This window comes from Nonomuraea sp. C10, assembly GCF_008017515.1.
Lineage (GTDB): Bacteria > Actinomycetota > Actinomycetes > Streptosporangiales > Streptosporangiaceae > Nonomuraea > Nonomuraea ferruginea.
The window spans coordinates 1,809,719-1,833,030 of sequence record NZ_VPFF01000001.1 but is presented as its reverse complement, the minus strand read 5'-3'; the positions used below and the strand labels follow the sequence as shown (position 1 = coordinate 1,833,030).

General features: G+C 73.7%; 13 protein-coding genes. 2 read left to right on the top strand and 11 right to left on the bottom strand.

Annotated elements, in window-relative coordinates:
• Positions 1-4 precede the first annotated feature (4 nt).
• Both FR742_RS08175 and FR742_RS08170 read right to left on the bottom strand, forming a co-directional pair.
• Positions 5-1,714: an aminotransferase class I/II-fold pyridoxal phosphate-dependent enzyme gene (locus FR742_RS08175; RefSeq protein ID WP_148030384.1), complete on the bottom strand. Its 1,710-nt coding sequence runs from the start codon at positions 1,712-1,714 to the stop codon at positions 5-7.
• Entirely contained in the window at positions 1,711-2,916 is a 1,206-nt protein-coding gene (locus FR742_RS08170) for a hypothetical protein (protein ID WP_148030383.1), read from the bottom strand. Before FR742_RS08170 ends, FR742_RS08175 begins: the two co-directional genes overlap by 4 nt.
• A gap of 207 nt (positions 2,917-3,123) precedes the next feature.
• Here FR742_RS08170 and FR742_RS08165 point away from each other — a divergent pair, with 207 nt between their 5' ends.
• Both FR742_RS08165 and FR742_RS08160 read left to right on the top strand, forming a co-directional pair.
• Positions 3,124-3,972 carry a GNAT family N-acetyltransferase gene (locus FR742_RS08165; RefSeq protein WP_187281043.1) on the top strand — a complete coding sequence of 283 codons (849 nt, stop codon included), beginning with the start codon at positions 3,124-3,126 and terminating at the stop codon, positions 3,970-3,972.
• A complete protein-coding gene (locus tag FR742_RS08160) occupies positions 3,972-5,003 on the top strand; it encodes a GNAT family N-acetyltransferase (protein ID WP_148030381.1) in 1,032 nt (343 codons plus the stop codon). The genes FR742_RS08165 and FR742_RS08160 overlap by 1 nt, the downstream gene beginning before the upstream one ends.
• Positions 5,004-5,008: 5 nt before the next feature.
• On the opposite strand, the gene FR742_RS08155 is transcribed toward FR742_RS08160, so the two are convergent.
• From FR742_RS08155 to FR742_RS08115, 9 genes are all read right to left on the bottom strand, one after another.
• On the bottom strand, positions 5,009-5,860 hold the full coding sequence (locus tag FR742_RS08155; protein WP_148030380.1) for a nucleoside-diphosphate kinase: 852 nt from the start codon (positions 5,858-5,860) through the stop codon (positions 5,009-5,011).
• 299 nt (positions 5,861-6,159) lie between these two features.
• Positions 6,160-7,356 carry a pitrilysin family protein gene (locus tag FR742_RS08150; protein ID WP_148030379.1) on the bottom strand — a complete coding sequence of 399 codons (1,197 nt, stop codon included), beginning with the start codon at positions 7,354-7,356 and terminating at the stop codon, positions 6,160-6,162.
• Entirely contained in the window at positions 7,353-8,465 is a 1,113-nt protein-coding gene (locus tag FR742_RS08145; protein WP_148030378.1) for a nucleotidyltransferase family protein, read from the bottom strand. The genes FR742_RS08150 and FR742_RS08145 overlap by 4 nt, the downstream gene beginning before the upstream one ends.
• Complete coding sequence (locus FR742_RS08140) at positions 8,462-9,193, bottom strand: class I SAM-dependent methyltransferase (RefSeq protein ID WP_148030377.1); 732 nt, start codon at positions 9,191-9,193, stop codon at positions 8,462-8,464. Before FR742_RS08140 ends, FR742_RS08145 begins: the two co-directional genes overlap by 4 nt.
• An 87-nt stretch (positions 9,194-9,280) precedes the next feature.
• Complete coding sequence (locus FR742_RS08135) at positions 9,281-11,170, bottom strand: RiPP maturation radical SAM C-methyltransferase (RefSeq protein ID WP_148030376.1); 1,890 nt, start codon at positions 11,168-11,170, stop codon at positions 9,281-9,283.
• The gene (locus tag FR742_RS08130) at positions 11,163-11,669 is read right to left on the bottom strand and encodes a flavin reductase family protein (RefSeq protein WP_148030375.1); all 507 of its coding nucleotides are present in this window, start codon (positions 11,667-11,669) and stop codon (positions 11,163-11,165) included. Before FR742_RS08130 ends, FR742_RS08135 begins: the two co-directional genes overlap by 8 nt.
• Positions 11,666-13,201: a tryptophan halogenase family protein gene (locus tag FR742_RS08125; RefSeq protein ID WP_148030374.1), complete on the bottom strand. Its 1,536-nt coding sequence runs from the start codon at positions 13,199-13,201 to the stop codon at positions 11,666-11,668. Before FR742_RS08125 ends, FR742_RS08130 begins: the two co-directional genes overlap by 4 nt.
• A complete protein-coding gene (locus FR742_RS08120; RefSeq protein WP_148030373.1) occupies positions 13,201-13,374 on the bottom strand; it encodes an MbtH family protein in 174 nt (57 codons plus the stop codon). The genes FR742_RS08125 and FR742_RS08120 overlap by 1 nt, the downstream gene beginning before the upstream one ends.
• Positions 13,375-13,378: 4 nt before the next feature.
• Entirely contained in the window at positions 13,379-23,302 is a 9,924-nt protein-coding gene (locus tag FR742_RS08115) for a non-ribosomal peptide synthetase (RefSeq protein ID WP_187281041.1), read from the bottom strand.
• Between the last annotated feature and the right edge of the window lie 10 nt (positions 23,303-23,312).

Here is a 23,312-nt window from a genome sequence, read left to right as displayed (position 1 = left end):
GTCCTCATGCCGCGGCCCGGCGGAGCGCGGCGCGGCGGACGGCCGAGAGCGGCACGCTGACCCGGGTCAGGCCCGGCAGCCGCCGCCCGGCCAGCCACGGCGGCAGCTCGTCCTCGGTCACCACCCAGGGCAGCGCGGGATGCCCACGTTCCACCCGGCAGCCGAGCCCGCTCAGCATCTCCACCAGCTCCGGCTTGGCCGCCGCGACGGCCTGCCGCAGCGGGGCCAGCACGTCGCCCTGGTCGAGCAGCCGCAGCGCCACCTCCAGCGACAACGCCGACATCCCCAGGGGCGGCACCGCCTGGCGAACCGCGCCCGCCACATCAGGGGAGCACATCGCGAAGCCCGCGCGCAGCCCGCCGCAGCAGTAGCCCTTCGACAGGCTGCGCAGCACGACCAGGCCGGGCACCCGGGTGGTCAGCGGCACCGCGCTGGCCCGCGGGCCGAGGTAGCTGGCGCAGGCCTCGTCGACGACGAGCATCCCGCCCGCGGCGGCGGCGGCCTCGGCGAGCTCCGCCACCTGCTCCAGCGGCAGCACGTCACCGCGCACGCCGGGCCGTTCCAGCAGGACGGTCGTCGGCCGTTCGCCCGCCACGTCCTGGCCGGGCGTGTACACGCGCAGCTCCGCGCCGCGCTGCGCGGACCAGGCGGGCAGGTCGGGGTGGGCGTGCGCGGTGTGCAGCAGCCTGCCGGGCCCGGCCAGCGCGTGGAGCAGCCCGGTGGTGCCCGCCCCCGTCACCACCTGGCCGGGGTCGAGCGGCACGCCGAAGTGGCGGGCGAGCACCGGGGCGGCGCTCCCCGACCCGTACGGGTCGTCCAGGGAGTAGGCGCGGGCGGGTTCCCGGGGATCACCGACGGCGGCCCAGGCGTCGTCGATCGCGTCCCGTACGAAGTCGATCTCGTCGGGCGCCCATCGCAGGTCCACCTCGGCGCCGCGGCCCCGGTGACCGAGCACGGCGGGACGGGGGCGCGGCGCCGCGACGGCGAGGATCTGGACGTAGCGGGTCTCCGGCTGGACGGCGGCGCCGGCGGTGAAGCCGGCGTCGGCCCGTACCAGCTCGAAGCCCGCCGCCCGCACCAGCGACACGACCTCGCTCGGCAGGTAGAGCCTGACGTCGTCGCGCAGCACGGCGACGCGGCCGTCGGCGTGCGCCACGCGCAGCTCGCCGCGGCTCCGGCCGTCCAGCGGGTCGTAGGAACGCAGGAAGTCGAAGGTGTCGCCGGCCGCTTCGAAGCGGTCGCGGGCCCGGTACCGGCTCAGGATCGCCGCGACGTTCGAGTGGTCGAGAACCAGCAGCCCGCCCGGCACCAGGCGTTCACGCACCCGCCGCAGCAGGGCGAGCTGCTCGTCGTCCCGTCCCCAGCCGAAGGCCTGCACGCAGATCGCCGCGTCGGCCTCCGGCAGCTCGACCCGCTCCAGCAGGTCGCCCTCGATCAGGCCGACCCGCACGCCCTCCCGGGCGGCCGCCGACCTGGCCTGCTCCAGCGCCCACGCGCACACGTCGACCCCGGTCACCCGGTAGCCGTGGCGGGCCAGCTCGACGGCGTGCCGGCCGGTGCCGCACCCGAGGTCGAGCAGCCGCCGTCCCGGCGCGTGCTCGCTCAGGACCTGCAGCAGGTAGGCGGTCTCCGCGGCGGTGCGCTCCCTGGTGTACTCGTGCCGGGCGAAGCTCCAGTAGTCGGCGGTGAAGTACTCGGCGTACCAACGGGTCACGCGTACTCCTGGCGCGCGAAGAAGTCGCACACGTCGCAGATGTCGACGGGGTTGCGCACGCCCTCCTGCGCGACGTAGACGCCTTCGCAGACCCGGCACTTCTCTTCGACCAGCGGGAACATGTAGCGCTGCATGGTGGAGAACGACTCGAACAGGTAGTAGTCGATGCCGGGCCACAGGCCGTACAGGTGGTCGGCCATGGCGTAGGCCATCGAGCGCTCCTGCGGGCCGGTGGTGAAGCGGCCGGGGGTGCCCTGGCGGTTCAGCTCGGGAGCGACCAGCTCCAGGTAGATCGTCAGCTCCTTCTTCGGGATGCGGTAGAGCGGGAAGACGTAGCGCATCCCGCCGATCTGCCTGACCGGGATGCCGCCCATCCGGAAGCCGCTGGTGAGCCACGTGACCATGCTGGCCACCAGGTCGTCGCCGTTGAACCCGAACGCGACCGTCCCGGCGCCGATCCGCTGGGCGTGGTCCTCCAGCATGCGCCGCAGCACCTGGTGGCCCACGACCATGTTCAGGTGGCTCCGGTCGCCGCCGACCACCTCGTTCATCGCCTCCACGAAGGGGCGGCGGAGCTTGAAGACCCGCTCGATGTCGGAGGCGTCGACGATGACCTGGTCGATGCCGAGCCCTTCGGCCGAGGCGCGGGCGGCGGCGAAGGTGGCCGGCTCCTCCCAGTCGGGCAGGCCGGTGATCGTGACCGAGGTCATCGTGAAGGCGGGCAGCCGGTGCCTGGTGCGTTCGAGCAGCTTCAGGAAGGCGACGCTGTCGCGGCCGCCCGACAGGCCGATGACCACGTTGTCGTCCGCCTGGAGCACGCCGTGGCCGAGCACGCTCTGGACGAAGGTCTCCTCGACGTAGCGGACGAAGCTCTCCTCGTCGAACTGCTCCACGCGCCGCTCCAGGCGGCCCATGGTGTCGAACAGGATGGACTTGGTGTAGATCGGGTCGGGCGTGCCGTACACCGTGGTCGCGGGCCGGCGGGTGACGTCGAGGTCGTAGTGGCGCACCTGGCGCAGTTCGAGGACGTCGTGCTCGCCGACGATCGTCGTCTCCTCGGGGACGATCTTCCCGTTGCGGGTGGTGATGACCGCGTTGACGGGGATGCCGTGGGCGGTCAGGACCTCCGTGAGCGGCCGGCCGGCGGCGGCCTCCAGAGTTTCGGAACCGCCCACCTTGTTATGGAAGACGACTTGGGCCACGGCTTTCTCCTCGCTGTTCATTGTGCTTAATATCGTTTCTACAGTCGGCGAAAGGGCGACATGAGCGACAGCCTGGAAATTGGCATCTTCACGTCAATCGACGCCCTTGACGGCGCGGAATGGGATGCGATTGTCTCGTCCTGCGGGGCGCCGGTTTTCTATCGGCATCGCTATTTGCGGTCCTACGCCCGTCATCCGCTGGCGGCCGTGCAGTCATTCCGCTATTTGGTGGTGCGCGAGGGCGGGCGTCCGGTCGCGGTGCTTCCCGTCTCGCTGATGGACGGGCTGGACCCCCTGGGCCAGCTGCGTGCCCGCTACCCGGTGACCGGCGCGGAGCGCGGGCTGCTGAGCCACGTCTGGCACTGTTACGACGCCTGGCTGCCCGGCGCGCCGGCGCTGGAGGCCGTGGCCGACGCGATGCGCGGCCTGGCCCTGGAGCTGGAGGCCGACTGGTACGGCTTCGTCAACGTCGCGCACGACTCGCCGCTCCGCGCCGGTCTCGTGGAGCTGGGCTTTTCCGCCGAGCACATCGAGGACCGTTTCCGTCTCGACCTGCGCGGACTGCCGCACCCCTTCGTCCACGCCACCCGGAAGGCGCGCGCCAACCTGCGCCGGGGCCGGCGCAGAGCGGAGGAGTCCGGCGTGTGGCAGCGGGTCGGGATCGCGGGCGAGGCGGACCTCATGGAGATCGGGCGGCTGTGCGCCAGGACCGCGGCCAGGCACGGCACCGGCGGCTTCTACCCGCCCGAGCTGTTCGCCGGCTTCGTCACCGGGCTGGGCGACCTGGCGCTCGCCATCGAGATCCGCCAGGAGGAGCGGCTCGTCGCCGCCGGGATCGCGCTGCGCGACGGCCGCCGCTTCCACGCCTGGGCGTGCGGGGTGGACTACGACGTGACGGGCGGGTTCAGCCCGTATGCGCTCCTGCACGCCGCGACCGCCGAGCAGGCCGTGCGCGAGGGATGCGAGGTCCTGGAGGGCGGGCGGGGCAACCCGCGGTTCAAGCTCAGGCACGGGCTGAGCCGGCTCGGGCTCGACGCGTGCCTGGTGAAGGTCTGATGCGGGTGACCGCCGGGCTGCTCCCGGCCGAGGGACCGCTGTTCAGCGCCGGCCGCTGGCTGGCCGCCATGGGCGGGCGGGTGCCCGGCTCGCCGTACACCTTCGAGCTGGGCGGGGCGATCCTGCACGGGACCGTCGCTGAGCGGCCGTGTCCGGGCGAGGTGTTCGACCTCGGGCACCTGCTGACGGCGGACACCCCGAAGCTGCCGCTGAGCGCGGCCACCAGGGCGGCGCGGGCCCGGCGGGCGGCCTGGCCCGGATGCACGCCGCACCTGGTGGTCATGCTGCCCGGGTACGAGTGTCACGCGCTCGGCCCGGCCGGGGACGACGCCGCGGCGGTGGAGACCCTGGTGTCCGAGATCGTCGTCTGGGCGCGGGCACGCGGGCTGCGGGCGGTGGCGTTCCTGTACACGCGGGGGCCGGCGCTGGAGCGGGCGCTCGGCGGGCAGGGCTTCACCGGGATGCCGATGTCGTACTCGTGCGAACTCACCCCGGGCACGCCCTTGCCGGCGCGCCGGGCGAAGGAAGCGCGGCGGGAGACGCGGCGGCTGGCGGAGGCGGGGGTGCGGCTCCGTATGACCGAGATCGGACGGCCTGTGCCGGGGATGGTCGAACTGAAGTGCGGACATTCCCGGAAATATGGCGGCAGCCCCGATCCGGCGGCCGTGGCCCGCCGTCTGCGGGCGCTCTGCTCGGGCGGCGCGCTGCTGTTCGGCGCGGAGCTCGGCGAGCGGCTCGTGGGATACGGGCTCTTCGTCCCCCACAGGGGCACCTGGTACTGCGTGAGCACGGCCATGGCGTACGACCTCCACGAGGCGCGGCACACGTACTTCGCGACCGCCTTCTACGAGCCGGCCCGCCACGCCGCCGAGGCCGGGGTCAGCCGCCTGCACTACGGGCACGGCGCCTGGCGGGCGAAGCTGTCACGGGGATGCCGGGCCGTCGAGCTGCCGATCTGGGTGCTGGCGCTGGACCCGGAGCTCAAGCCGCTGATCGAGTGGAGCGCCAGGACGACCACGCTGTCGCCGTGACGGGCTCACTGCCAGCGGCGCAGCGGCGGGAACAGCATCGACGTCTGCAGCACCGCGTGCTCCCATCGGTCCATCGACACCCCGTGGACCGCCAGCTTGGCCGCCGCCCGCCGCAGGTCGAGACGCTCGCCTTCCGGCAGGAACTCGCAGGCCAGGAGCTCGGCCAGCGGATGGCCGGCGGGGAGCAGCGCGGCGAGCTCGGCGCCCGCGCCGTCCCTGGCCGACACGGCCAGCTCGGGGGCCAGCTTGCGCGCCCCGTCGTCGAGCTCGTGCCAGAGCGCGGCCACGACCCGCGAGCGCAACCCGGCGCGCACGTCGTCGAACTCCCTGCTCTCGCGCGGCACACCGGCCTCCAGGAGCGCCACCAGGTCGCGGAGCGGCCCCTGGTCGCCGTGGAGCGCCGTGCCGTGGCCCTCGCCCATGAAGATCCCGGCCTCGTGCCGGGAATCCTCCGGGCTGTCGGAGCTGTGCACCAGGTCCAGCAGCACGTTGACGCCGCGCAGGTCACGCCTGATCGTGCCGGGCTCGGCCGCCGCCGGGTCACTGGCGCCCTTCAGGGCACGCAGCCGCCGGTGCGGCTCCGGCGCGGACGACCTGTCCTCTACCAGCAGGGCGAGGCTCGGCCCGAGATCGAACACCACGTCGACCTGCCGGTAGAAGTAGGCCTTCCAGACGGAAGTGATCTTGGTTTCCTGGAAGGCGTCCTGCCCGGGCGGCCGGTGCCACAGCACCTCGTAGCGAGTCGGCTCGAACCCGTGCTCCTCCAGCCGTTCCAGGACCGGAGTGACGAGATGCCGCATCAACGCGTCGGGCGGAAACAGGAACAGGATCGTCCTGTCCCACACGATCTCGGCCATCCGTCACTTCCTCAGTTTCTAGCTCTTACGGGATTTCCGGACGCGGGGGCGTTTGATGACAATGTAGATGTGCCGATCCACGGGATCGTCTCACTTTCTCCGGAGCTTGGGACGACGGACGACGAAATGGCGCCGGTCCATGTTTTCCTGCCTCATTTCCTGGTCAGCTTGGGGCGAAGACTGACTCGACGCTGCCGGTCCATTTCTCTCCTTTCCACACGGCGATTTCCTGGGCCCCATGGTCGCTGTTTCCCGCAGCCTTCTCGCGGGCCGCCGCGTTTGTTGGCAGCAAGACGCCATTACGCGCCGCCCGCGGTCGCCACGGCGAGCGGGCCAGGGATCTCGGCCAGGCCGGGTTCGCGCACCGCCTCGATCGCCGCCAGCTCGTCGGCGAGGGTCCAGTGGGGTGTGCCCGCCACCAGGGCGTGCTTGCCGTACAGCAGGACCTCTTCCAGCGACTGCTCCGCTTCCAGCCGCAGCAGCCCGGCCGCGCGCCTGGCGGCCCGCGTCAGCTCCGCCTCCGTCCAGCGCGGCTCGGCGAGCAGTTCCGTCGCGCGGTCGACGACCTCGTCCAGATGTTCGGGCGCGGTGGCGAGGAAGACCCGCCAGGTCCCCGCGTCGCGGTAGGGGGCCACCATCGGCCACAGTTCGTAGCAGAGCCCCCGCCGGTTGCGCAGCTCCTCGGTGAGCAGCGCCGAGCTGGCCCCGGCCAGCAGCTCCATCAGCACGGGCCAGCGGTGGCGCAACGGATCCCGGTACGCGGCCGCCGGGCCGCCCAGCACCACCCCGGTGGTGTCGGCGTTCAGCCTCAGCGCTTCGCGCCCGCCGCCCCAGGCAGGGGGCTCGCCGGGATCGATCTCCTGCCACGGCGGCAGCGCGGCCAGCGGTCCCTTGTCCAGGACACGCAGCAGGTCGTCGGGGTCGGCGCCGCCGCACACCACCACGCCGGCCGAGCCGAGGAAGCGCCGGTGATGGTCGCGCAGCGCGTCCAGCTCCAGCCGGTCGACCTCCTCGATCGTCCCGCCGACCGGCCTGCCCAGCGGGTGGCCCGGATAGGCCAGCCCGAAGAAGATGTCGTGGACCACGTCCAGGGGGTCCGCCGCGGCCAGCCGCAGCTCCTCTTGGACGACCTTGCGCTCGGCCTCCAGCACCGGCGCGCTCAGCTCGGGCTCGGCCAGGGCGCGGGCCAGGATGTCCAGCGCCGCGGCCGCCTCCTCGCTCGGCACCCGCGCGTACAGGACCAGATGCTCACGGCTGGTGATCGCGTTCGCCTCGCCGCCGAGATCCTCCAGCAGGTCGATCACCCGCTCCCCGCCGGCCGACGGGACCTGCATCAGGATGTGCTCAAGCAGGTGGGTGCCGCCCTCGACGCCGGGCCGCTCGTGCCGGGAACCGGCGCGCAGCCACACGCTGACCGTGGTCACCGCGGCGCCGGGCCGATGCGCCAGCCAGGCGGGCGCCGCGCCGCGCTCGGCGACGTGGACCGGGCGGCTCACAGCGCGCCCACCGGCTCTGCCCCGGCCAGCAGGTCCTCGTCCACCTCAGTCCCGTGGACCAGGATGAACCGTCCCACCGGCGTGTGCGCCCACATCGCGCCGCCGTACTCCCGCAGCGTCAGCACGTCCGCACGCTCGCCGCCCTCGACCGGCAGCGCGAAGAGGATCAGCCCCGCCTCCAGCGCGGCCCGCGGGCTCAGCCGTTCCAGGATCGCCGTTCCCGGCCTGCGCAGCTGCAGCGTCGTGGCCGCCAGGCGGAGCGGCCGGCGCAGCGCCCTCAGCACCCTGGCCCGCCGCCGCGACCGGCTCTGCCTGACCTGTGCCCGGCGCTCGCCCGGCAGGTCCGGCACCTCGAACGGGCTCTGCCGCAGCAGCCGCGCCAGCTCGGCGTACTCGGGCCAGAGCTCCGCCGCGCCGACCGCCGGCGCGCACCGGGCGAGCGTGGCCTCGTCCGCGCCGCCGAGCAGCAGCGCGGCGTCGATCAGGTCCCTGACCCGGTACGGCTGCTCGAACCGCTCGTACAACAGTGCCAGGAGGTTCTTGACCACCGGGTCCGCCGGCGCCTCCGTGCGGTGCGGCGCCGCGATCCCGTCGCCGATGTAGGCGAGCGTGCTCAGCTCGATCCCGTACGGCAGGGCGTACGGATCATCCGGCAGGCGTCGCAGGCTGACGATCACCTGGGTCGCGCCGCCGAGCCTGACGAACGAGGCGGTGTGCATCGACCAGCCCTCGGCGAGCAGCCACCCGGTCAGCGCCCACAGCCGGTCGCGGTCGGGTATCCAGAGGTCGAGGTCGTTCATGTACCTGAGCAGGCCGCCCGGATAGCGGTCGGCGAACTCCAGCCCCTTGAGCGAGACGGGCCGGTCGGGCAGGCGCGCCCACTGGTCGCGGTAGAAGGCCATCCGGCCGCGCTGCTGCTCCAGCTCGTGCGCCAGGGCCGGGCTGAGCCGCCGCCCCTCGCTCTCCCAGGCGCTGAGCAGCGTCGCCACCAGAGAGGGCTGCTCGCGCCTGGCGGCGTAGAGCACCTCGCCGGGCGTCTCCAGCTCCTGGCCGGTGATCAGCTCAAGGGTCGCGACCACCTGCTCCGCGCTGACGACGGGCGCGTTCATGCCGGCCTGCGCAGGCACCACACGGCCGTCGAGGAACCGGGCGCGAGCGGCTCGCCGGTGAACCCGGCGTGCGCGCTCTCCACCTCCCAGCCCGTCTCGCCCGCCCACCGCTCGATCTCGGCCATGGTCAGGAAGCACATCCGGATCGGCGGGAAGTAGCGCCGGTCCACCACCCGGCGCTCGTCGAGCGCTTCGAGCAGCCCGATCATCTCCACCTCCAGCCCCTGCTTGTCCAGCATGCGGGTGACCTCCCACACGGCCCGCCGCTCGTCCCAGACCCGCAGCCTGGGCACGCCGTCCCGGGCCTTCTGCCGCTCGGGGCGCGGCTGGACGACCTCGAAGGCGAGCCGCCCGCCCGGCAGGGCGTTGCGGAACGCGCAGGCCAGCGCGTCGCGGACGGCCCCGCGCGGCAGATGGTTGAGGGTGTTCTGGCCGCAGTACTGCAGCGCCACCGGCTCGGGCAGCTCGCAGGCCGCCAGGTCGGCCTGGATCAGCCGGACGCCGTCGCCCAGCCGCTCGCGGGCCGCGCGCAGCATCGCCGCCGAGACGTCCACCCCGACCCGGGGTTTGAGCTCGGCGGCCAACCGGCCCGCGCCGATGCCGAGATCGGCGACGGACCCGTCCGCACTGCCGGTCAGCCGCTGGTAGTAGGCGATCTCCCGTGGATCGGCGCCGCCCATCGCGGTCCAGGCGAGGTAGAGCTCCGCCCAGTGGTCGAAGTCGTGCATCACGCTCTCCGGTGTCGGGACTTCGATCACATCACCGGGCCCGCAGGCCCGGCGGGCCCGGCCGCGTGACTGGCACAAAGATGCCGTCTAGCCGGTCGTCAGCACGAGCGGCCGGCGGCGGGAGCTGACCAGTGAGCGCCTCGGCCGGGGCATCGGATCGGTTCCGGTCTCGGCCAGCACGAGGCTCATCGCCCGCTCCCCCTCGGTGAAGATCAGACCGCGCTCGCGCAGCTCGCCGAGGTGCCCGGCCTGCTCGGGGGTCAGACGGTCCACGCGGGTGGGGCGTTCGAGGACGAGCAGCGTGCGCGCCACCGCCTCGTCCAGCGCGTACCGGGACGCCGTCCCCGGGCGGGAGTCGCGCACGAACCACGACCCGGCTTCCTCCTCCAGCCGCAGGACGGGCGGGTCGCCGTCCTCCCAGCCGCGTGACCAGTCGGCCACGGCCGCGGTGAGCGGCCGGATCCACCTGGCCACACCGATCATGTACGGTGCGACGGCCCGGTCGTTGAAGTAGTAGGCCAGCCGGCTCAGCGACTCCTCGGGGAAGGGGTAGGTGAGCCGGTAGTGGTCCACCGGGTGCAGGTCGAGGCCGAAGTCGCCGGCCTGGTTGAAGTAGGGGCTGTAGCGGTCGAACCGTACCGGGAAGACGCCTTCCGGCGGCGGCAGGTGGGCCAGCGACGGCAGGTCGTCGAGATACTTGGCGAAGGTCGACTCCGGCTCGCCGGGGAAGCCGATGAGCAGGTTCCACGCCGGGGCGATGCCGTACCGCACGCAGTTCTTCAGCAACTGGATGTTCTGGAACGCCGAGGAGCCCTTCTTCATCAGTTTCAGCGTGCCCGTCGACAGCGCCTCGATGCCGGGCTGGATCCGGTCGACGCCGGCCCTGGCCATCTCGCTCATGTCCTGCTGGTCGAGGCCGACCTTGACCTCGTAGAAGATCGACGCGCCGGAGGGCGGCCGCAGCCGGGGCAGGACCTCGGTGAGGTACTCCAGCGGCATGATGTTGTCCGTGCAGGAGTAGACGGTGCACCAGGGCGCGTACTCGAAGAGCCGCTCGAACTGGGCGACGGCCCGGTCCGGCGCCATCGCGCGATAGGCCATGCCCTGCCCGTTGAGCCCGCAGAACGTGCAGTGCGAGCGCTCACCCCACCAGCAGCCGCGCGAGGTCTCGAAGAACAGGATCGGCTCGACCTTGTCCTCGACGGCCGCGGTCAGCTCGTCGAAGGACGAGACGAACGAGGCGTAGTCGGGCTCCAGGCAGTCGTCGATGTCGGTGTCGGCGCCGATGGCCCGCCGGTAGCGATCCTCCTGGCAGTTGCGCCGCGACACGACGCCGGGGATGCGGTGCGGGGTCTCCTCGTCGCCGTCGATCACCGCGCGCAGGAAGCGGGGGAAGCTCCGCAGGGCGGGGCCCGAGAAGGCGTAGTCGAGCTGACCGGCGTGCTCCACGAGGGCCGCGCCCATCGGCGCCTCGCAGTTGGCGCCGCCCATGACCGTGACGGTGCCGGGAGAGCGCTCCTTGACGACGGCCGCCATGGCCAGGCTGGGCACGGTCTGCATGAACATCGAGCTGAACCCGACCACGTCGGCCTCGGCCAGCCGGTACTTCTCCGCCAGGTGGGCGCAGAACTCGCCCAGCCGCTCGCGGTGCCGCATCAGCCGGGCCCGCAGAGCCGCGTGCGCGGGGCCGGCGAAGTAGCGGCTGAAGTACTCCTCGCCGTTGTCGGGCGCGTCCGGGAAGGCGACCTGGCGGAAGAGCCAGTCGCCGATGCCGGCGACGTGGTGCTCCATGCCCTCGGCGACGGCGTCGTACAGCTCGGCGCCGAAGAAGCGCACCACGTCGTGGTTGAGGTAGCAGACCCGTACTCTGGCCTCGTCGCCGAAGTCGCGCTGCACCAGCGAGGAGAGCTGGCTCAGCGCGAACGACGGCCGCCTGCGGTCGGCGAACGGCATGTTGACCAGGGCGATGTCAAGCACGAAGGGTCCTTTCCGCGTCCCGGTGCCACGTGGCGTATTCCCGGAAGCCGTACATGAGCGGGGATTCGGGGTCACTGGCGATGTCGACCACCCGGCCGAGCACGACCGCGTGGTCCCCGACGGTCAGGACCTGCTCCACCGCGCACTCCGCCCAGCCGTGCAGGTCCTCCTCCAGCCGGGGCAGCCGCCGCGGTCCCGCGGGAGCCCACCGGATTGCGGAGAACCGGTCGGCGGTGAGCGACGAGAACAGCTCGGCGGCCGGCCGCGACCTGGCGGGCAGCAGGTTGACGCCGAATCCGCCGGCGTCGACGGTGGCCGCCAGGGTGCGGCTGTGCACGTTCATGCTGACCAGCAGCGTCGGCGGGGTGAGCGTGACGCTGATCAGCGAGGAGCAGGTGAGCCCGCAGGGTTCGCCGTCCGAGCTCATCGCCGTCACCACCGCCACGCCCGTCGGATAGGCGCTCATGAACGCGCGGCAGGACTCGGCGAGCGGGGTCAACGCAAGCTCGTCAGGTACTCGTGGGCGGCGGGCAGCGCCGCCGCCATCCGCTGGGCCCCGGCGCGCAGGTCGGCGAACTCCGCCCTGGCCCCCGCGGGGTCGAGATGGGCGAGCGCGGGGCGCGGGCCGGGCTTGTAGTGGCCCAGGCCGAGCAGCATCGTGATCCACGAGTAGAGCTCGAACCCGTGGTAGTAGGGGTAGATCGTGCTCTCGTCCGGGAGCCGGGTGGCCGCGACCGGCAGGAACCCGGCCAGCCACTCCGGGATCGGGCGGACCTTCGTCTCCTTCCAGAACGGCGTGTCGGCGCGGGCGGCGGCGCGGTAGTGCAGCACCAGGAACTCCCGCACCCCGTCGATCACCCTGGCGACCCTGTCGTTGTAGCCGTCGATCAGGCGCGGCTCCCACCGCTCGTCGGGGAAGTGCTTGACCAGCTGCTCGATGGCGTGCTGGATGAAGAAGATGCCGGTCGACTCCAGGGGTTCGACGAACCCGCTGGACAGGCCGACCGCGACGCAGTTGCCGACCCAGGAACGCTCGTTGCGGCCGATCCGCATCCGGATGTGGTTGGCCTCCAGGTCGTCGCGGCCGGGTGCGGCGAAGGCGCGCAGCGTGCGCTCGGCCTCCTCCGGGGAGCAGTACTCGTCGGAGTAGACGTAGCCGGTGCCGTTGCGGCCGTAGAGCGGGATGGTCCAGATCCAGCCCGCGTCCATGGCCGTCGCCGTGGTGTACGGGTTGATCAGCTCCTGCTCCTCGCGCGGGACGCGGAGCGCGACGGCGCGGTTGTTGGGCAGCACGTCGGTGAAGGAGCGGAAGCGCTCGCCGAGCGTCTGGTTGATCAGCAGGCCACGGAAGCCGGTGCAGTCGACGAAGAGCTGCCCGGTCACGTCGCCGTGCTCCTTGGTGGAGACGTGGCTGATCCAGCCCCGCTCGTCCCGGCCGACCGCGGTGACGTCGTCGAGCACGTGGCGCACGCCGCCCCGTACGCCGATGCCGGTGAGGTAGGCGGCGAGCTGCGCGGCGTCGAAGTGGTAGGCGTACGGGAACTGGGCCCGCTGCTCGTCCAGGGTGGAGCGGCCCAGCGAGCCGTCCAGCCCGGAGGCGAAGAGGCTTCCGTCGAGGAGCCTCGGCGAGCGCCGGGCCTCGCACAGCCACGGGGTGAGGTAGCAGTGCCGGTCGAACGGCTCGGCCGCGCCGTTCAGTTGCAGGTGCCAGTCGGCGAGGGTGAACCCGTTGCTCACCCGCAGCCGCTCGAACGGGTGGTAGAAGTGGGTGCCGTCGCCGCGCCAGTTCTGGAAGCGGATGGCCAGCTTGTAGGAGGCGGAGCACTGCGGCATCCACTCCCGCTCGTCGAGGCCGAGATAGTCGAAGAAGTGGCGGACGGTGCTGAAGGTCGCCTCGCCCACCCCGATGGTGGGGATTCGGGGCGATTCGACCAGGGTGACGGAGACCCGGTCGCCGAAGGCCCTCTTGAGGTAGGTGGCGGTCATCCAGCCCGCGGTCCCGCCGCCCACGATCACCACGTCGTTGATCATCAGTGCTGTCCTCTCAGGCTGAGCGGCCGCATGTCGGTCCAGATGGCCGAGATGTGCTCCAGACACTCCTCACGGCTGCCGCGGACCCCCTCGTCGGTCCAGCCGGCGGGATTGTCGCGGCCCTCGGGCCAGACGGAGTACTGCTCCTCGTGGTTGACGACGACTTTGAACATCGCTTCATGCCTCCCGGCAGTGTCCGGCCACGATCGGCCCGATCAGGGCCATCGCCTCGGCCCTGGCCATGGCGTCGTGGTCGCAGTCGATCTCGTGTACGGCCAGCCGTCCCGCCACGTGCGGCGCCCAGATCCCGGCCGCCGACAGCCCGGCCGGCCAGGTCCGGGTGGCGACGAACAGGTGAGCGTCGCCGTCGTAGCGGCCGGGCCGGTGGGTGTCGAGCAGCTTGGAGTTGCGCAGCACGGTCTCCGTCATCGACGCGACGAGCTCCTCGTCGAGGTCGGCCGCGTAGCCGACGGAGTCCATGAGCAGGGCGCGGGCCTCGGCGGCGTCCTCGATGCCCGGCCGCTCCGCGCCCGAGAAGGCGGGATAGCCGTCGAGCAGGGCCAGCAGCCCGACCTCACCCGGCAGCCGCTCGGCCATGGCGTGCGCCACCAGGCCGCCGAACGACCAGCCGAGCAGGTGGTAGGGCCCTTCCGGCCGCACGCGGCGGATGACCTCCAGGTAGCGCTCGGCCATCTCGGCCACCGAGCCGGGCTGGTCGGGTCCGGTGGCCTGCAGGCCGTAGACCGGCCGGTCCGGCTCGATGTGCGGCAGCAGACTGCTGTAGCACCAGCTGACGCCGCCGACCGGATGCACGCAGAACAGCGGCGGCAGCGTGCCCGAGGGCCGCAGCGGCAGCAGCACGTCGAACGGGTCGTCGCCGGCGCCGCCGCCGGACAGGCGCTCGGTCAGTTCGGCCACCGTGGGCGCGGCGAACAGGTCGCGGATGCTGAGCGAGGCGCCGAGCGTCGAACGCACCCTGCTGATCAGCCGGGCGGCCAGGATGGAGTGGCCGCCGGCGGCGAAGAAGTTGTCGTCGACCCCGAGTTCCGGCCGCTCCAGGACCTCGGTGAACAGGCCGAGCAGGGTGTGCTCGCGCGGGGTGCGCGGCGGCCTGTGCCCGGTGCGCGGCGGTTCCGGCAGCGCCCGGCGGTCGAGCTTGCCGTTGGCGTTGAGCGGCAGCTCGGGCAGCGGCAGGTAGGCGGCGGGCAGCATGTGGGTCGGCAGGTGGGCCAGGGCGTGGCTGTGCAGCCGCGCCGGGTCCGCGTGCTCGGGGGTCACGTAGGCCACGAGCTGGTCGTCGCGGACGATGACCGCCGCCTGGGCGACGCCGGGCGCCTGCCCGAGCGTGTTCTCGATCTCGGCCAGCTCGATGCGGTGGCCGCGCAGTTTGACCTGGTTGTCGGCCCGGCCGACGAACTCCAGCGCGCCGTCGGCCCGCCGCCTGGCCTGGTCGCCCGTGCGGTACCAGCGCCGCCCGCCGGGGGCGGCCACGAAGCGCTGGGCGGTCAGGCCCGGCCGGCCGAGGTAGCCGCGGCCGACGCCGGGGCCGCCGATGTACAGCTCGCCGCGCACGCCGGGCGGCACCGGCAGCAGGTTGTCGTCGAGCAGCAGCACCTCGGTGTTGGCCAGCGGGTGGCCGATCAGCGGGATGTCGCCGTCGCGCACCCGGTATCCGGTGCTGTCGTTGGTGCACTCGGTCTGGCCGTAGTAGTTGTAGCTGTCGGTGACGGGCGCTTCCCGCATCGACCGCCACAGCCCCGCCGAGACCGCCTCGCCGCCGACCATCAGCGCCTTCGGGTGGTGCCTGCCCGGCGCGAACAGCCCGGCGGCGACCAGTTGCTCCATGAAGACGGGGGTGAGGTCGACGAAGCCGATGCGGTGCACGTCGATGTAGTCGACCAGGTCCTCCGGCGTCCGGCGGGTGACGTCGTCGATGACGTGCAGCTCGTGGCCGTCCATCAGCCACAGCATCGAGTCCCACGAGGTGTCGAAGGTCAGCGGCACCACGAAGCCGATGCGCAGCCGCTCGCCGCGGGCCGCGGTGAACAGCCCGTGCCGGTGCGCGCCGAGCAGGTGCGCCAGGCCGCGGTGTTCCAGCACCACGCCCTTGGGCCGCCCGGTGGAGCCGGAGGTGTAGATGACGTAGGCGGCGTGCCCAGGGCGCGGCGGCGTGCCCGGGTCGTGGCCGGGGCCGTCGGGCACCTCCTCCAGCAGCGCGGTCCGCTCGTACGGCACCGCGCTCTCCCGCGTGGCCAGCACCAGCAGCGGTCGCGCGTCGTCCAGCGTGTAGGCGATGCGCTCCGCCGGGTGCTCCAGGTCCAGCGGCAGGTAGGCGGCGCCCGCCTTCAGCACGCCCAGCACCGCCGCGATCATCTCGGCGCCCCGGGGCAGCGCCAGCGCGATCAGCTGCTCCGGTCCCGCGCCCCGGGCGCGGAGGTGGTGGGCGATGGCGTTGGCCCGGCGGTTGAGCTCGGCGAAGCTCCACCGGCGGTCACCCGCCACGACGGCGACGGCGTCCGGGGTCCTGGCGGCCTGCCGTGCGAAGCTCTCCGGCACGGTCAGCTCCGGCGGCTCGATCCGGGGACCGCGCGAGCGGGCGAACTCCAGCTCCAGCTCGTCGAACGTGAGCACGGGCAGCGCCCCGACGCGGGTGCCCGGGTCCTCGACGGCGGCCTCCAGCAGGCGCAGCAGGCGCTCGGCCATGGACTCGGCTGTCGAGCGGTCGAACAGGTCGACGGCGTACTCCAGGTAGGCGTCCATCCCCTCGGGGCGGCCGCACTCGTCGTAGCGCTCGATGACGTCGAGGGTCAGGTCGTAGTCCGCGGTGCCGTGCCGTACCGGCTCGTGGGCCGAGCGCACGCCGGGGAAGGACAGGTCGGCGGCGGCGTTGTTCTGGAAGACCAGCAGCACCTGGAAGAGTGGGAAGCGGGCGAGCGTCCTGGTCGGGTTGACCGCCTCGACGACCCGCTCGAACGGGGTCTCCTGGTGCTCGTAGGCGGCCAGGTTCGCGTGCCGCACCCGGGCGAGCAGCTCGCCGAAGCTCGGGTCGCCCGAGGTGTCGGTGCGCAGCACCAGCGTGTTGATGAAGCAGCCGACCAGGTCGTCGAGACTCTCGTCCGTACGGCCGGCCACCGCGGTGCCGATCGGGATGTCGCTCCCCGCGCCCAGCCGGGTGAGCAGCGCGGCGAGCGCCGCCTGCGTGACCATGAAGAGGCTGACGCCGTGCTCGCGCGCCACCTCGGCCATGCGCCCGTGCACCCCGGCGGGGATGGTGAAGGGCACGGTGTCGCCGCGGTAGCTGGCGATCGCCGGGCGCGGCCGGTCCGTGGGCAGCTCCAGCTGGTCGGGCAGGCCCTCCAGGGTGGTGCGCCAGAAGTCCAGGTGGTCGTCGCCCGGGTCCTGCCAGAGCGCGAAGTCGGCGTAGCGCACGGGCAGCGGCCGCCAGCCGGGAGCCCGGTTCTCCAGCCTGGCGCGGTAGGCCTCGGCCAGGTCGCGCGCGAGCGGCGCCATCGACCAGCCGTCGCAGGCGATGTGGTGCACGACCAGGAGCAGCACGTACTCGTCCGCCGCCGGCTGGAAGAGCCTGGCGCGCAGCGGCGTCTCGCGGGTCAGGTCGAAGCCCTGCGAGGCGACGTCGGTCAGCAGGCCGGGCAGGTCGTCCTCGGTGACCGGCTCGGGGGCCAGGCCGAGGACGGCGGGGGCGAGAATCCGCTGGTACGGACCGCTGGCGTCCTCGGGGAAGACGGTGCGGAGCGGCTCGTGCCTGGCCACCACGTCGGTGAGCGCGGCGGCCAGCGCGGTGGTGGCCAGCGGCCCGCGCAGCCGCAGGCAGGTGAGCGTGTTCTGGGCGTGGTCGCCCGCGTCCTCCAGCCGGTTCAGGAACCACAGGCGGCGCTGGGTGAAGGACAGCGGCAGCCGGTCAGGCCTGGCCATCGGGCGCAGCGCGGGCCTGGCGTCCTCGCGCAGCACCTCCGCCAGCCCCGCCACGGTCGGATGGTCGAACAGGTCGCGGATGGTCAGCGTCGCGCTCAGCGCGCCGCGGATGCGGCTGATCAGCCGGGTGGCCAGGATGGAGTGGCCGCCGTTGGCGAAGAAGTCGTCGTCGATGCCCAGGTGGGTGGCGTTGAGCGTGTCGTTGAACAGCCGCAGCAGCGTCTCCTCGCGCGGCGTGCGGGGCGGCCGGTGCCGGGTGGCCGGCGGCTCGGGCAGGGCGGCCTTGTCGAGCTTGCCGTTGGGGGTGAGAGGCAGCGCGTCCAGCGGCAGGATCGCCGCGGGCAGCAGGTGGGTGGGCAGCTGGGTGCGGGCGTGCGCCATGACGGCGGCCGGGTTGGCGCGGGCGGGCACGACGTAGGCGATCAGCTGGTCGCCCCGGGAGATCACCGCCGCCGAGGTGACGCCGGGCGCCCGGCCCAGCGCGTGCTCGATCTCGGCCGGTTCGATGCGGTGGCCGCGCAGCTTGATCTGGTCGTCGGCGCGGCCGAGGAACTCCAGCGCGCCGCCGGGCAGCCGCCGGGCCAGGTCGCCGGTCCGGTAGAGGCGGGCGCCGCCGTGCCAGGCGACGAAGCGCGCCGCGGTCAGCCCCGGCCTGCCGAGGTAGCCGCGGCCGACGCCGGGGCCGCCGACGTACAGCTCGCCGCGGCTGCCGGGGGGCACCGGCTGGAGGGCGGCGTCCAGCAGGTGCGCCTGGACGCGGGGCAGCGGGTGGCCGATGAGCATGGTGCCCGGCTCGCAGCGCCAGGCGGTCGCGTCGACGGTCACCTCGCTGGGACCGTACGCGTTGATCATCGTGCGGCCGGTGGACCACCACTCCATCAGCCCGGCCGGGCAGCCCTCGCCGCCGACGACGAGCACGCGCAGGTCGGGGAACGGCTCGCGCGGCACGGTGGCCAGGATCGCGGGCGGCACGTGGGCCAGGCTGATCCGCTGCTCCCGCAGGAAGGCGCCGAGCTCCTCGCCGGTGTACGTGGCCGGCGCGACCACCAGGCAGCCGCCGCGCGTGAACGCCGTCGCCAGTTCGGAGACCATCACGTCGAAACCGGGAGAGACGAGCTGCAGCACCCGGTGCGCGGGCCCGCCCGCGGCGTCCAGCCGCTCCCCCAGGTTGGCCGTCAGGTTCGCCAGACCGCGATGCTCCAGCACGACGCCCTTGGGGGTGCCGGTGGAGCCCGAGGTGTGGACGACGTAGGCCGCGGTCTCCGGCGTCAGCGGCGTGCCCGGATCGTGGTCGGGTCCGCCGCCCAGCTCCTCCACCAGCAGTCTGCGCTCGTACGGCACGTCCGCCGCGCGGCAGGTGAGCAGGAGCCCGGGCCGGGCGTCGCGCAGCGTCGACGCGACGCGCTCGGCGGGGTGGCTCACGTCGAGCGGCAGGTAGGCGGCGCCGGCCTTGAGCACGCCCAGGATGGCGGCGATCAGCTCGGCCGAGCGCGGCAGGGCGAGCGCGACCACGCTCTCCGGTCCGGCGCCCGCCGCGATCAGGTGGTGGGCGATCCGGTTGGCCTCGCGGTCGAGCTCGGCGTAGGTCCACGTGGCCGTTCCGGCGACGAGCGCCGGGGCGTCCGGCGTACGCGCGACATGGCCGGAGAAGACGTGCGGCAGCGGTTCGGGGTCCGCGTCGCGGCGGGGGCCCTCCGCCCAGCCGCTCTCCTCGGCGCTCAGCAGCGGCAGCCGCGAGACCGGCTCGGCCGGTCCGGCGACGGCCGCGCCGAGCAGCCGCGTCAGCCGGGCCGCCATCGCCTCGGCCGTCGGCCGGTCGAACTGCTCGCACGCGTAGTGCAGCGCGCCGTGCAGCCTGCCGCCGGTCTCGTGCACGGCGAAGGTCAGGTCGAACTGGGCTGTGGGCACCCGGGTGTCCAGGCGCTCCACGTCCAGGCCGGGCAGCGTCCAGACGTCGCGGCGCTCCTCCTTGGAGTAGGTGACCAGCACGTCGAACAGCGGGTTGCGGCCGGGCACGCGCACCGGGTTGAGCCGCTCGACGATGCGCTCGAACGGGGTGTCCTGGTGGGCGAACGCCTCCAGGACGGTCCGCCTGGTGCGCCGCAGCAGCTCGGCGAAGTCCGGGTCGCCCGTGGTGTCGCCGCGCAGCACGAGGGTGTTGACGAAGAAGCCGATCAGCGGCTCGGTGGCGGGGTGGTCGCGGCCGGTGACCGGGGTGCCCACGGCGACGTCGTGCCGGCCGGTCAGCCGCGACAGCAGCGCGTGCACGGCGGCGAGCAGCACCATGTAGACGGTGACGCCGTGCTCGCGGGCGAGCCGGTGCATGCCGTCGGCGGGCAGGTCGAGCGGGACGTGGTCGCCGTGCCCCGCGACCGTGTGCGAGCGCGGCCGGTCGGCGGGCAGGTCGAGTGGTTCCAGGCCGGCCAGCCGGGCCGTCCAGTGCTCCAGGCTTCCCGGCTCGGCCGCGGACCGCTGGTGGACGGCGTGGTCGACGTACTGGACGTCGAGTCGCGGCAGCTCGCGGCCCTGGTAGAGGGCGGCCAGCTCGTCCCACAGGACGGGCAGCGACCAGCCGTCGCAGGCGATGTGGTGGAAGACCAGCAGCAGCACGTGCGCGCCGTCCGGCTCACGGTGCAGCCTGGCCCGCAGCACGGGTCCGTGCTCCAGGTCGAAGGGCCGCTCCAGGGCGTCGTCGAGCCCGTCGCCCAGCTCGACAGGGGCGGGCGGGTCGATGACCTGGCGGGGCCGGCCGTCGGTCTCGACGTAGCGGGTGCGGAGGATCTCGTGCCTGGCGACGACGCCGCTGAGCGCGCGGGCGAGGGCGGCCCGGTCGAGCGGGCCGCGCAGCCGTACCGAGACCGGCATGTTGTAGGCGGTGCTGCCGGGCGCGAGCTTCCACAGGAACCAGAGCCGTTCCTGCGCGAACGACAGCGGCAGCGCGCTCACGCGCGGTGCCGGCTCGATCGGGGCGGGCGCCGGGCGGGCGGCGGCGACGCGGGCGGCCATGGCGGCCACGGTCGGCGCCTCGAAGACGGTGGTGACCGGGAGGTCGGCGCCGAGCTCCTGCCGCAGCGCGAACCGGAGCCGCGTGGCGAGCATGGAGTGGCCGCCGAGGTCGAAGAAGTCGTCGTGCGCGCCGATCTCGGCGCCGGGAGTGCCGTCGAGGTCGAGCACGCGCCGCCAGATCGCGGCCACGGCCACCTCCAGCTCCGTGCGCGGCGCCTCGTAGGCGGCCCGCCTGCCCTGCGTCCCCGGGCCCGGGTCCGGCAGGCGCGAGCGGTCGACCTTGCCGCTCAGCGTGCGCGGCAGCTCGTCCACCAGGACCACGGACGACAGCCACATCGGCCGCGGCAGCCGCTCGTTGCAGAAGTCGCGCAGCGCGGCGGCGTCCGCTGCGCCGTCCGGCACGGCGTAGCCGACCAGGCGGTGGTCACGCCCGTCCGGCCAGGCCAGCACGTGGCAGTCGGCCACCGCGGGATCCGCGCGCAGGACGGCGCGCACCTCGCCGGGCTCCACCCGGTGCCCGCGGATCTTCACCTGGTCGTCGTCACGGCCGAGGAACTCGATGCTGCCGTCGGGCAGCCGCCGCCCTCTGTCCCCCGTCCGGTACAGGCGTGAGCCGGGCGCCGCGGCGAACGGGTCGGGCACGAAGCTCGCGGCGGTCGCGGCGGGCTGGTTCGCGTAGCCGCGCGCGACGCCGGGGCCGCCGACGTGCAGCTCCCCCACGACGCCGATCGGCACCTGGCGGCCGTGTTCGTCGAGCACGTGGACGGCGGTGTTGGCGGCGGCGAGGCCGACGGGCACGATCCCCGAGACGGTGCGGGCGCCCCGGCGCGCCTCGTGGATGGTGCTGTCGATGGTGGTCTCGGTGGCGCCCCACGCGTTCAGCACCCGCACCCGGGGGCCGAACGTCGCCATGAGGGCGTCGCAGTCGGCCACCGGCAGGGCGTCGCCGCCGGAGACCAGCAGCCGCAGCTCGGGCAGCTCCGGTCCACCGGCCGCCACGTGTCCCGCCAGGCCGTGCAGGACGGCGGGGATGCTGTCGAACGCCTCGATCCGCTCGGCGGCCAGCGCGCCGGCCAGCGCGGCCGGGTCGAGCGCCAGGGCGCGCGGCGCGATCACCAGGCTCCCTCCGAAGGTCAGGCTCCTGACCACGTCACCGAGGAAGACGTCGAAGGACGGGCTGGCGACCGTCAGCCAGCGGCGGACCGCGAGCTCGCGGGCGGCCCAGTCGGCCCGGAGGTTGGCCAGGCCCCTCCTGGTGCCCATGACGCCCTTGGGCGTGCCGGTCGAGCCCGAGGTGTGGATGACGTAGGCCAGCGCGTCGGGGTGCACCCGCCGTCCGGGCCGGTGCGCGGGCCGCCCGGCCGCCCCGGCGACGTCGGCGACGCGCCAGAGCCCCGGCGGGACATCCGCGCCGAAGCCGGGCCCGGTCAGCACGACCGCGGGGGCGACCCCGGCGAACATGGCGGCCAGCCGGTCCGCGGGCTGGTCGGGGTCGACGGGGAAGAAGGCGGCGCCCGCCTTGAGCACGGCCAGCGGGGCGATCACCGAGTCGGGGCCGCGGCCCACACAGACCGCCACCACGTCGTCGATCCCGGCGCCGAGCTCGGCGATCAGGTGGGCGAGCCGGTTGGCCCGCTCCTCCACCTGGCCGTAGGTCAGCCGCTCCGCGCCGCACAGCAGGGCCAGGTCGCCGGGCGCGGCGTCGGCGCAGGCCTCGAAGCGCGCCTCCAGCCCGGTCTCCGGATCGAAGGCGAGCCCGGTGGAGTTCCATCCGGCCAGCCGCCGCCGTTCGGCCTCGCTGATCAGGTCGTACGCGGAGACGGGGCGGTCGGGGTCGGCCGCGGCCTGCCGCAGCAGCTCGGCCAGCCGGCCGGCCAGGCGCTCGGCGGTGCCCGGGTCGAACAGCTCCGCGTCGTACTCCAGCGTGCCCGCGAAGGAGTCGTCCAGGCTGAAGGTCAGGTCGAACAGGGCGCCGCCGCCGTCGCACGGGTACGGCTCCACCGCCAGCCCGCCGAGCTCGGGCCGCGCGCCCGCCGCGTCGCTGTCGCCGGTGACCATGACGTCGAACAGCGGGTTGCGCCCGGCCTCGCGCACCGGGTTGAGCCGCTCGACGACGCGCTCGAACGGGATGTGCTGGTGGGCGAAGGCGTTCAGGACGCTTTCCTTGGTCCTGGCCAGCAGCTCGCGGAAGGTGGGGTCGCCGGCCGTGCCGGTCCTGACGACCAGCGTGTTGACGAAGAAGCCGATCAGCGGCGCGACGTCCTGCCGATCCCGTCCCGCCGTGGGGGTGCCCACGGCGATGTCGTGCTGACCGGTCACCCGCGACAGCAGTGCCTGGACCGCGGCGAGCAGCACCATGAACGGGGTCGAGCCGTTCCGCCTGGCCAGCTCGCGCAGCCGCGCGGCGCTGTCGTCAGGCACCCGGACCGGCACGAGCTGCCCCCGGTGGGCGGGTTCCGGGGGGCGCGGCCGGTCCAGCGGCAGGGCCAGTTCCTCCACCCCGGCCAGTTGGCCGCACCAGTGGTCCAGCCCGTCGCCGCCGGATTCGGCACGCTGGCGGTGGGCGTGGTCGGCGTACTGGATCTCCAGCGCGGGCAGGTCCTGGCCGCGGTAGAGCGCGTCCAGCTCCCGCCACAGGATGGGCAGCGACCAGCCGTCGGCGGCGATGTGGTGGAGGACCAGGAGCAGCACGTGGTCGTCCGGCGCCAGCCTGAACAGCGTGGCGCGCAGCACCGGACCGCGCTCCAGGTCGAACGGGGCCGCGCACTCGCGGTCGGCCAGCCGGCGCAGCTCGCCCTCCGTCACCGGGACGACCGGCAGCCCGACAGGGGCGGCGGGGTCGACGACCTGGGCGGGCACGCCGCCCTCCGCGACGTAGCGGGTGCGCAGGATCTCGTGCCTGGCCACCACCCCGTCGACCGCCCGGCCCAGCGCCTCGGCGTCGAGCGGGCCGCGCAGCCGTACCGCGGCGGGGGCGTTGTAGGCGGAGCTGTCCGGCGCCATGGACCACAGGAACCACAGCCGTTCCTGCGCGAAGGAGAGGGCCGACGGCTCCCCGGTGCGCGGCGCGCGCGGCCGCCGCTCGCCTGCCAGCCGCTCCAGCAGGAGCTTGCGCCGCTCCGGCGGCAGCTGCGCGATCCGCGCGGCGAAGGTCTCCGACATGCGTGCGGGT

Excerpts from the sequence above, each read along its gene's own strand:
- FR742_RS08160 (WP_148030381.1), top strand. The coding sequence starts at position 3,972 with ATGCGGGTGACCGCCGGGCTGCTCCCGGCCGAGGGACCGCTGTTCAGC.
- FR742_RS08155 (WP_148030380.1), bottom strand. The coding sequence starts at position 5,860 with ATGGCCGAGATCGTGTGGGACAGGACGATCCTGTTCCTGTTTCCGCCC.
- FR742_RS08145 (WP_148030378.1), bottom strand. The coding sequence starts at position 8,465 with ATGAACGCGCCCGTCGTCAGCGCGGAGCAGGTGGTCGCGACCCTTGAG.
- FR742_RS08140 (WP_148030377.1), bottom strand. The coding sequence starts at position 9,193 with ATGCACGACTTCGACCACTGGGCGGAGCTCTACCTCGCCTGGACCGCG.
- FR742_RS08125 (WP_148030374.1), bottom strand. The coding sequence starts at position 13,201 with ATGATCAACGACGTGGTGATCGTGGGCGGCGGGACCGCGGGCTGGATG.
- FR742_RS08120 (WP_148030373.1), bottom strand. The coding sequence starts at position 13,374 with ATGTTCAAAGTCGTCGTCAACCACGAGGAGCAGTACTCCGTCTGGCCC.
- FR742_RS08115 (WP_187281041.1), bottom strand. The coding sequence starts at position 23,302 with ATGTCGGAGACCTTCGCCGCGCGGATCGCGCAGCTGCCGCCGGAGCGG.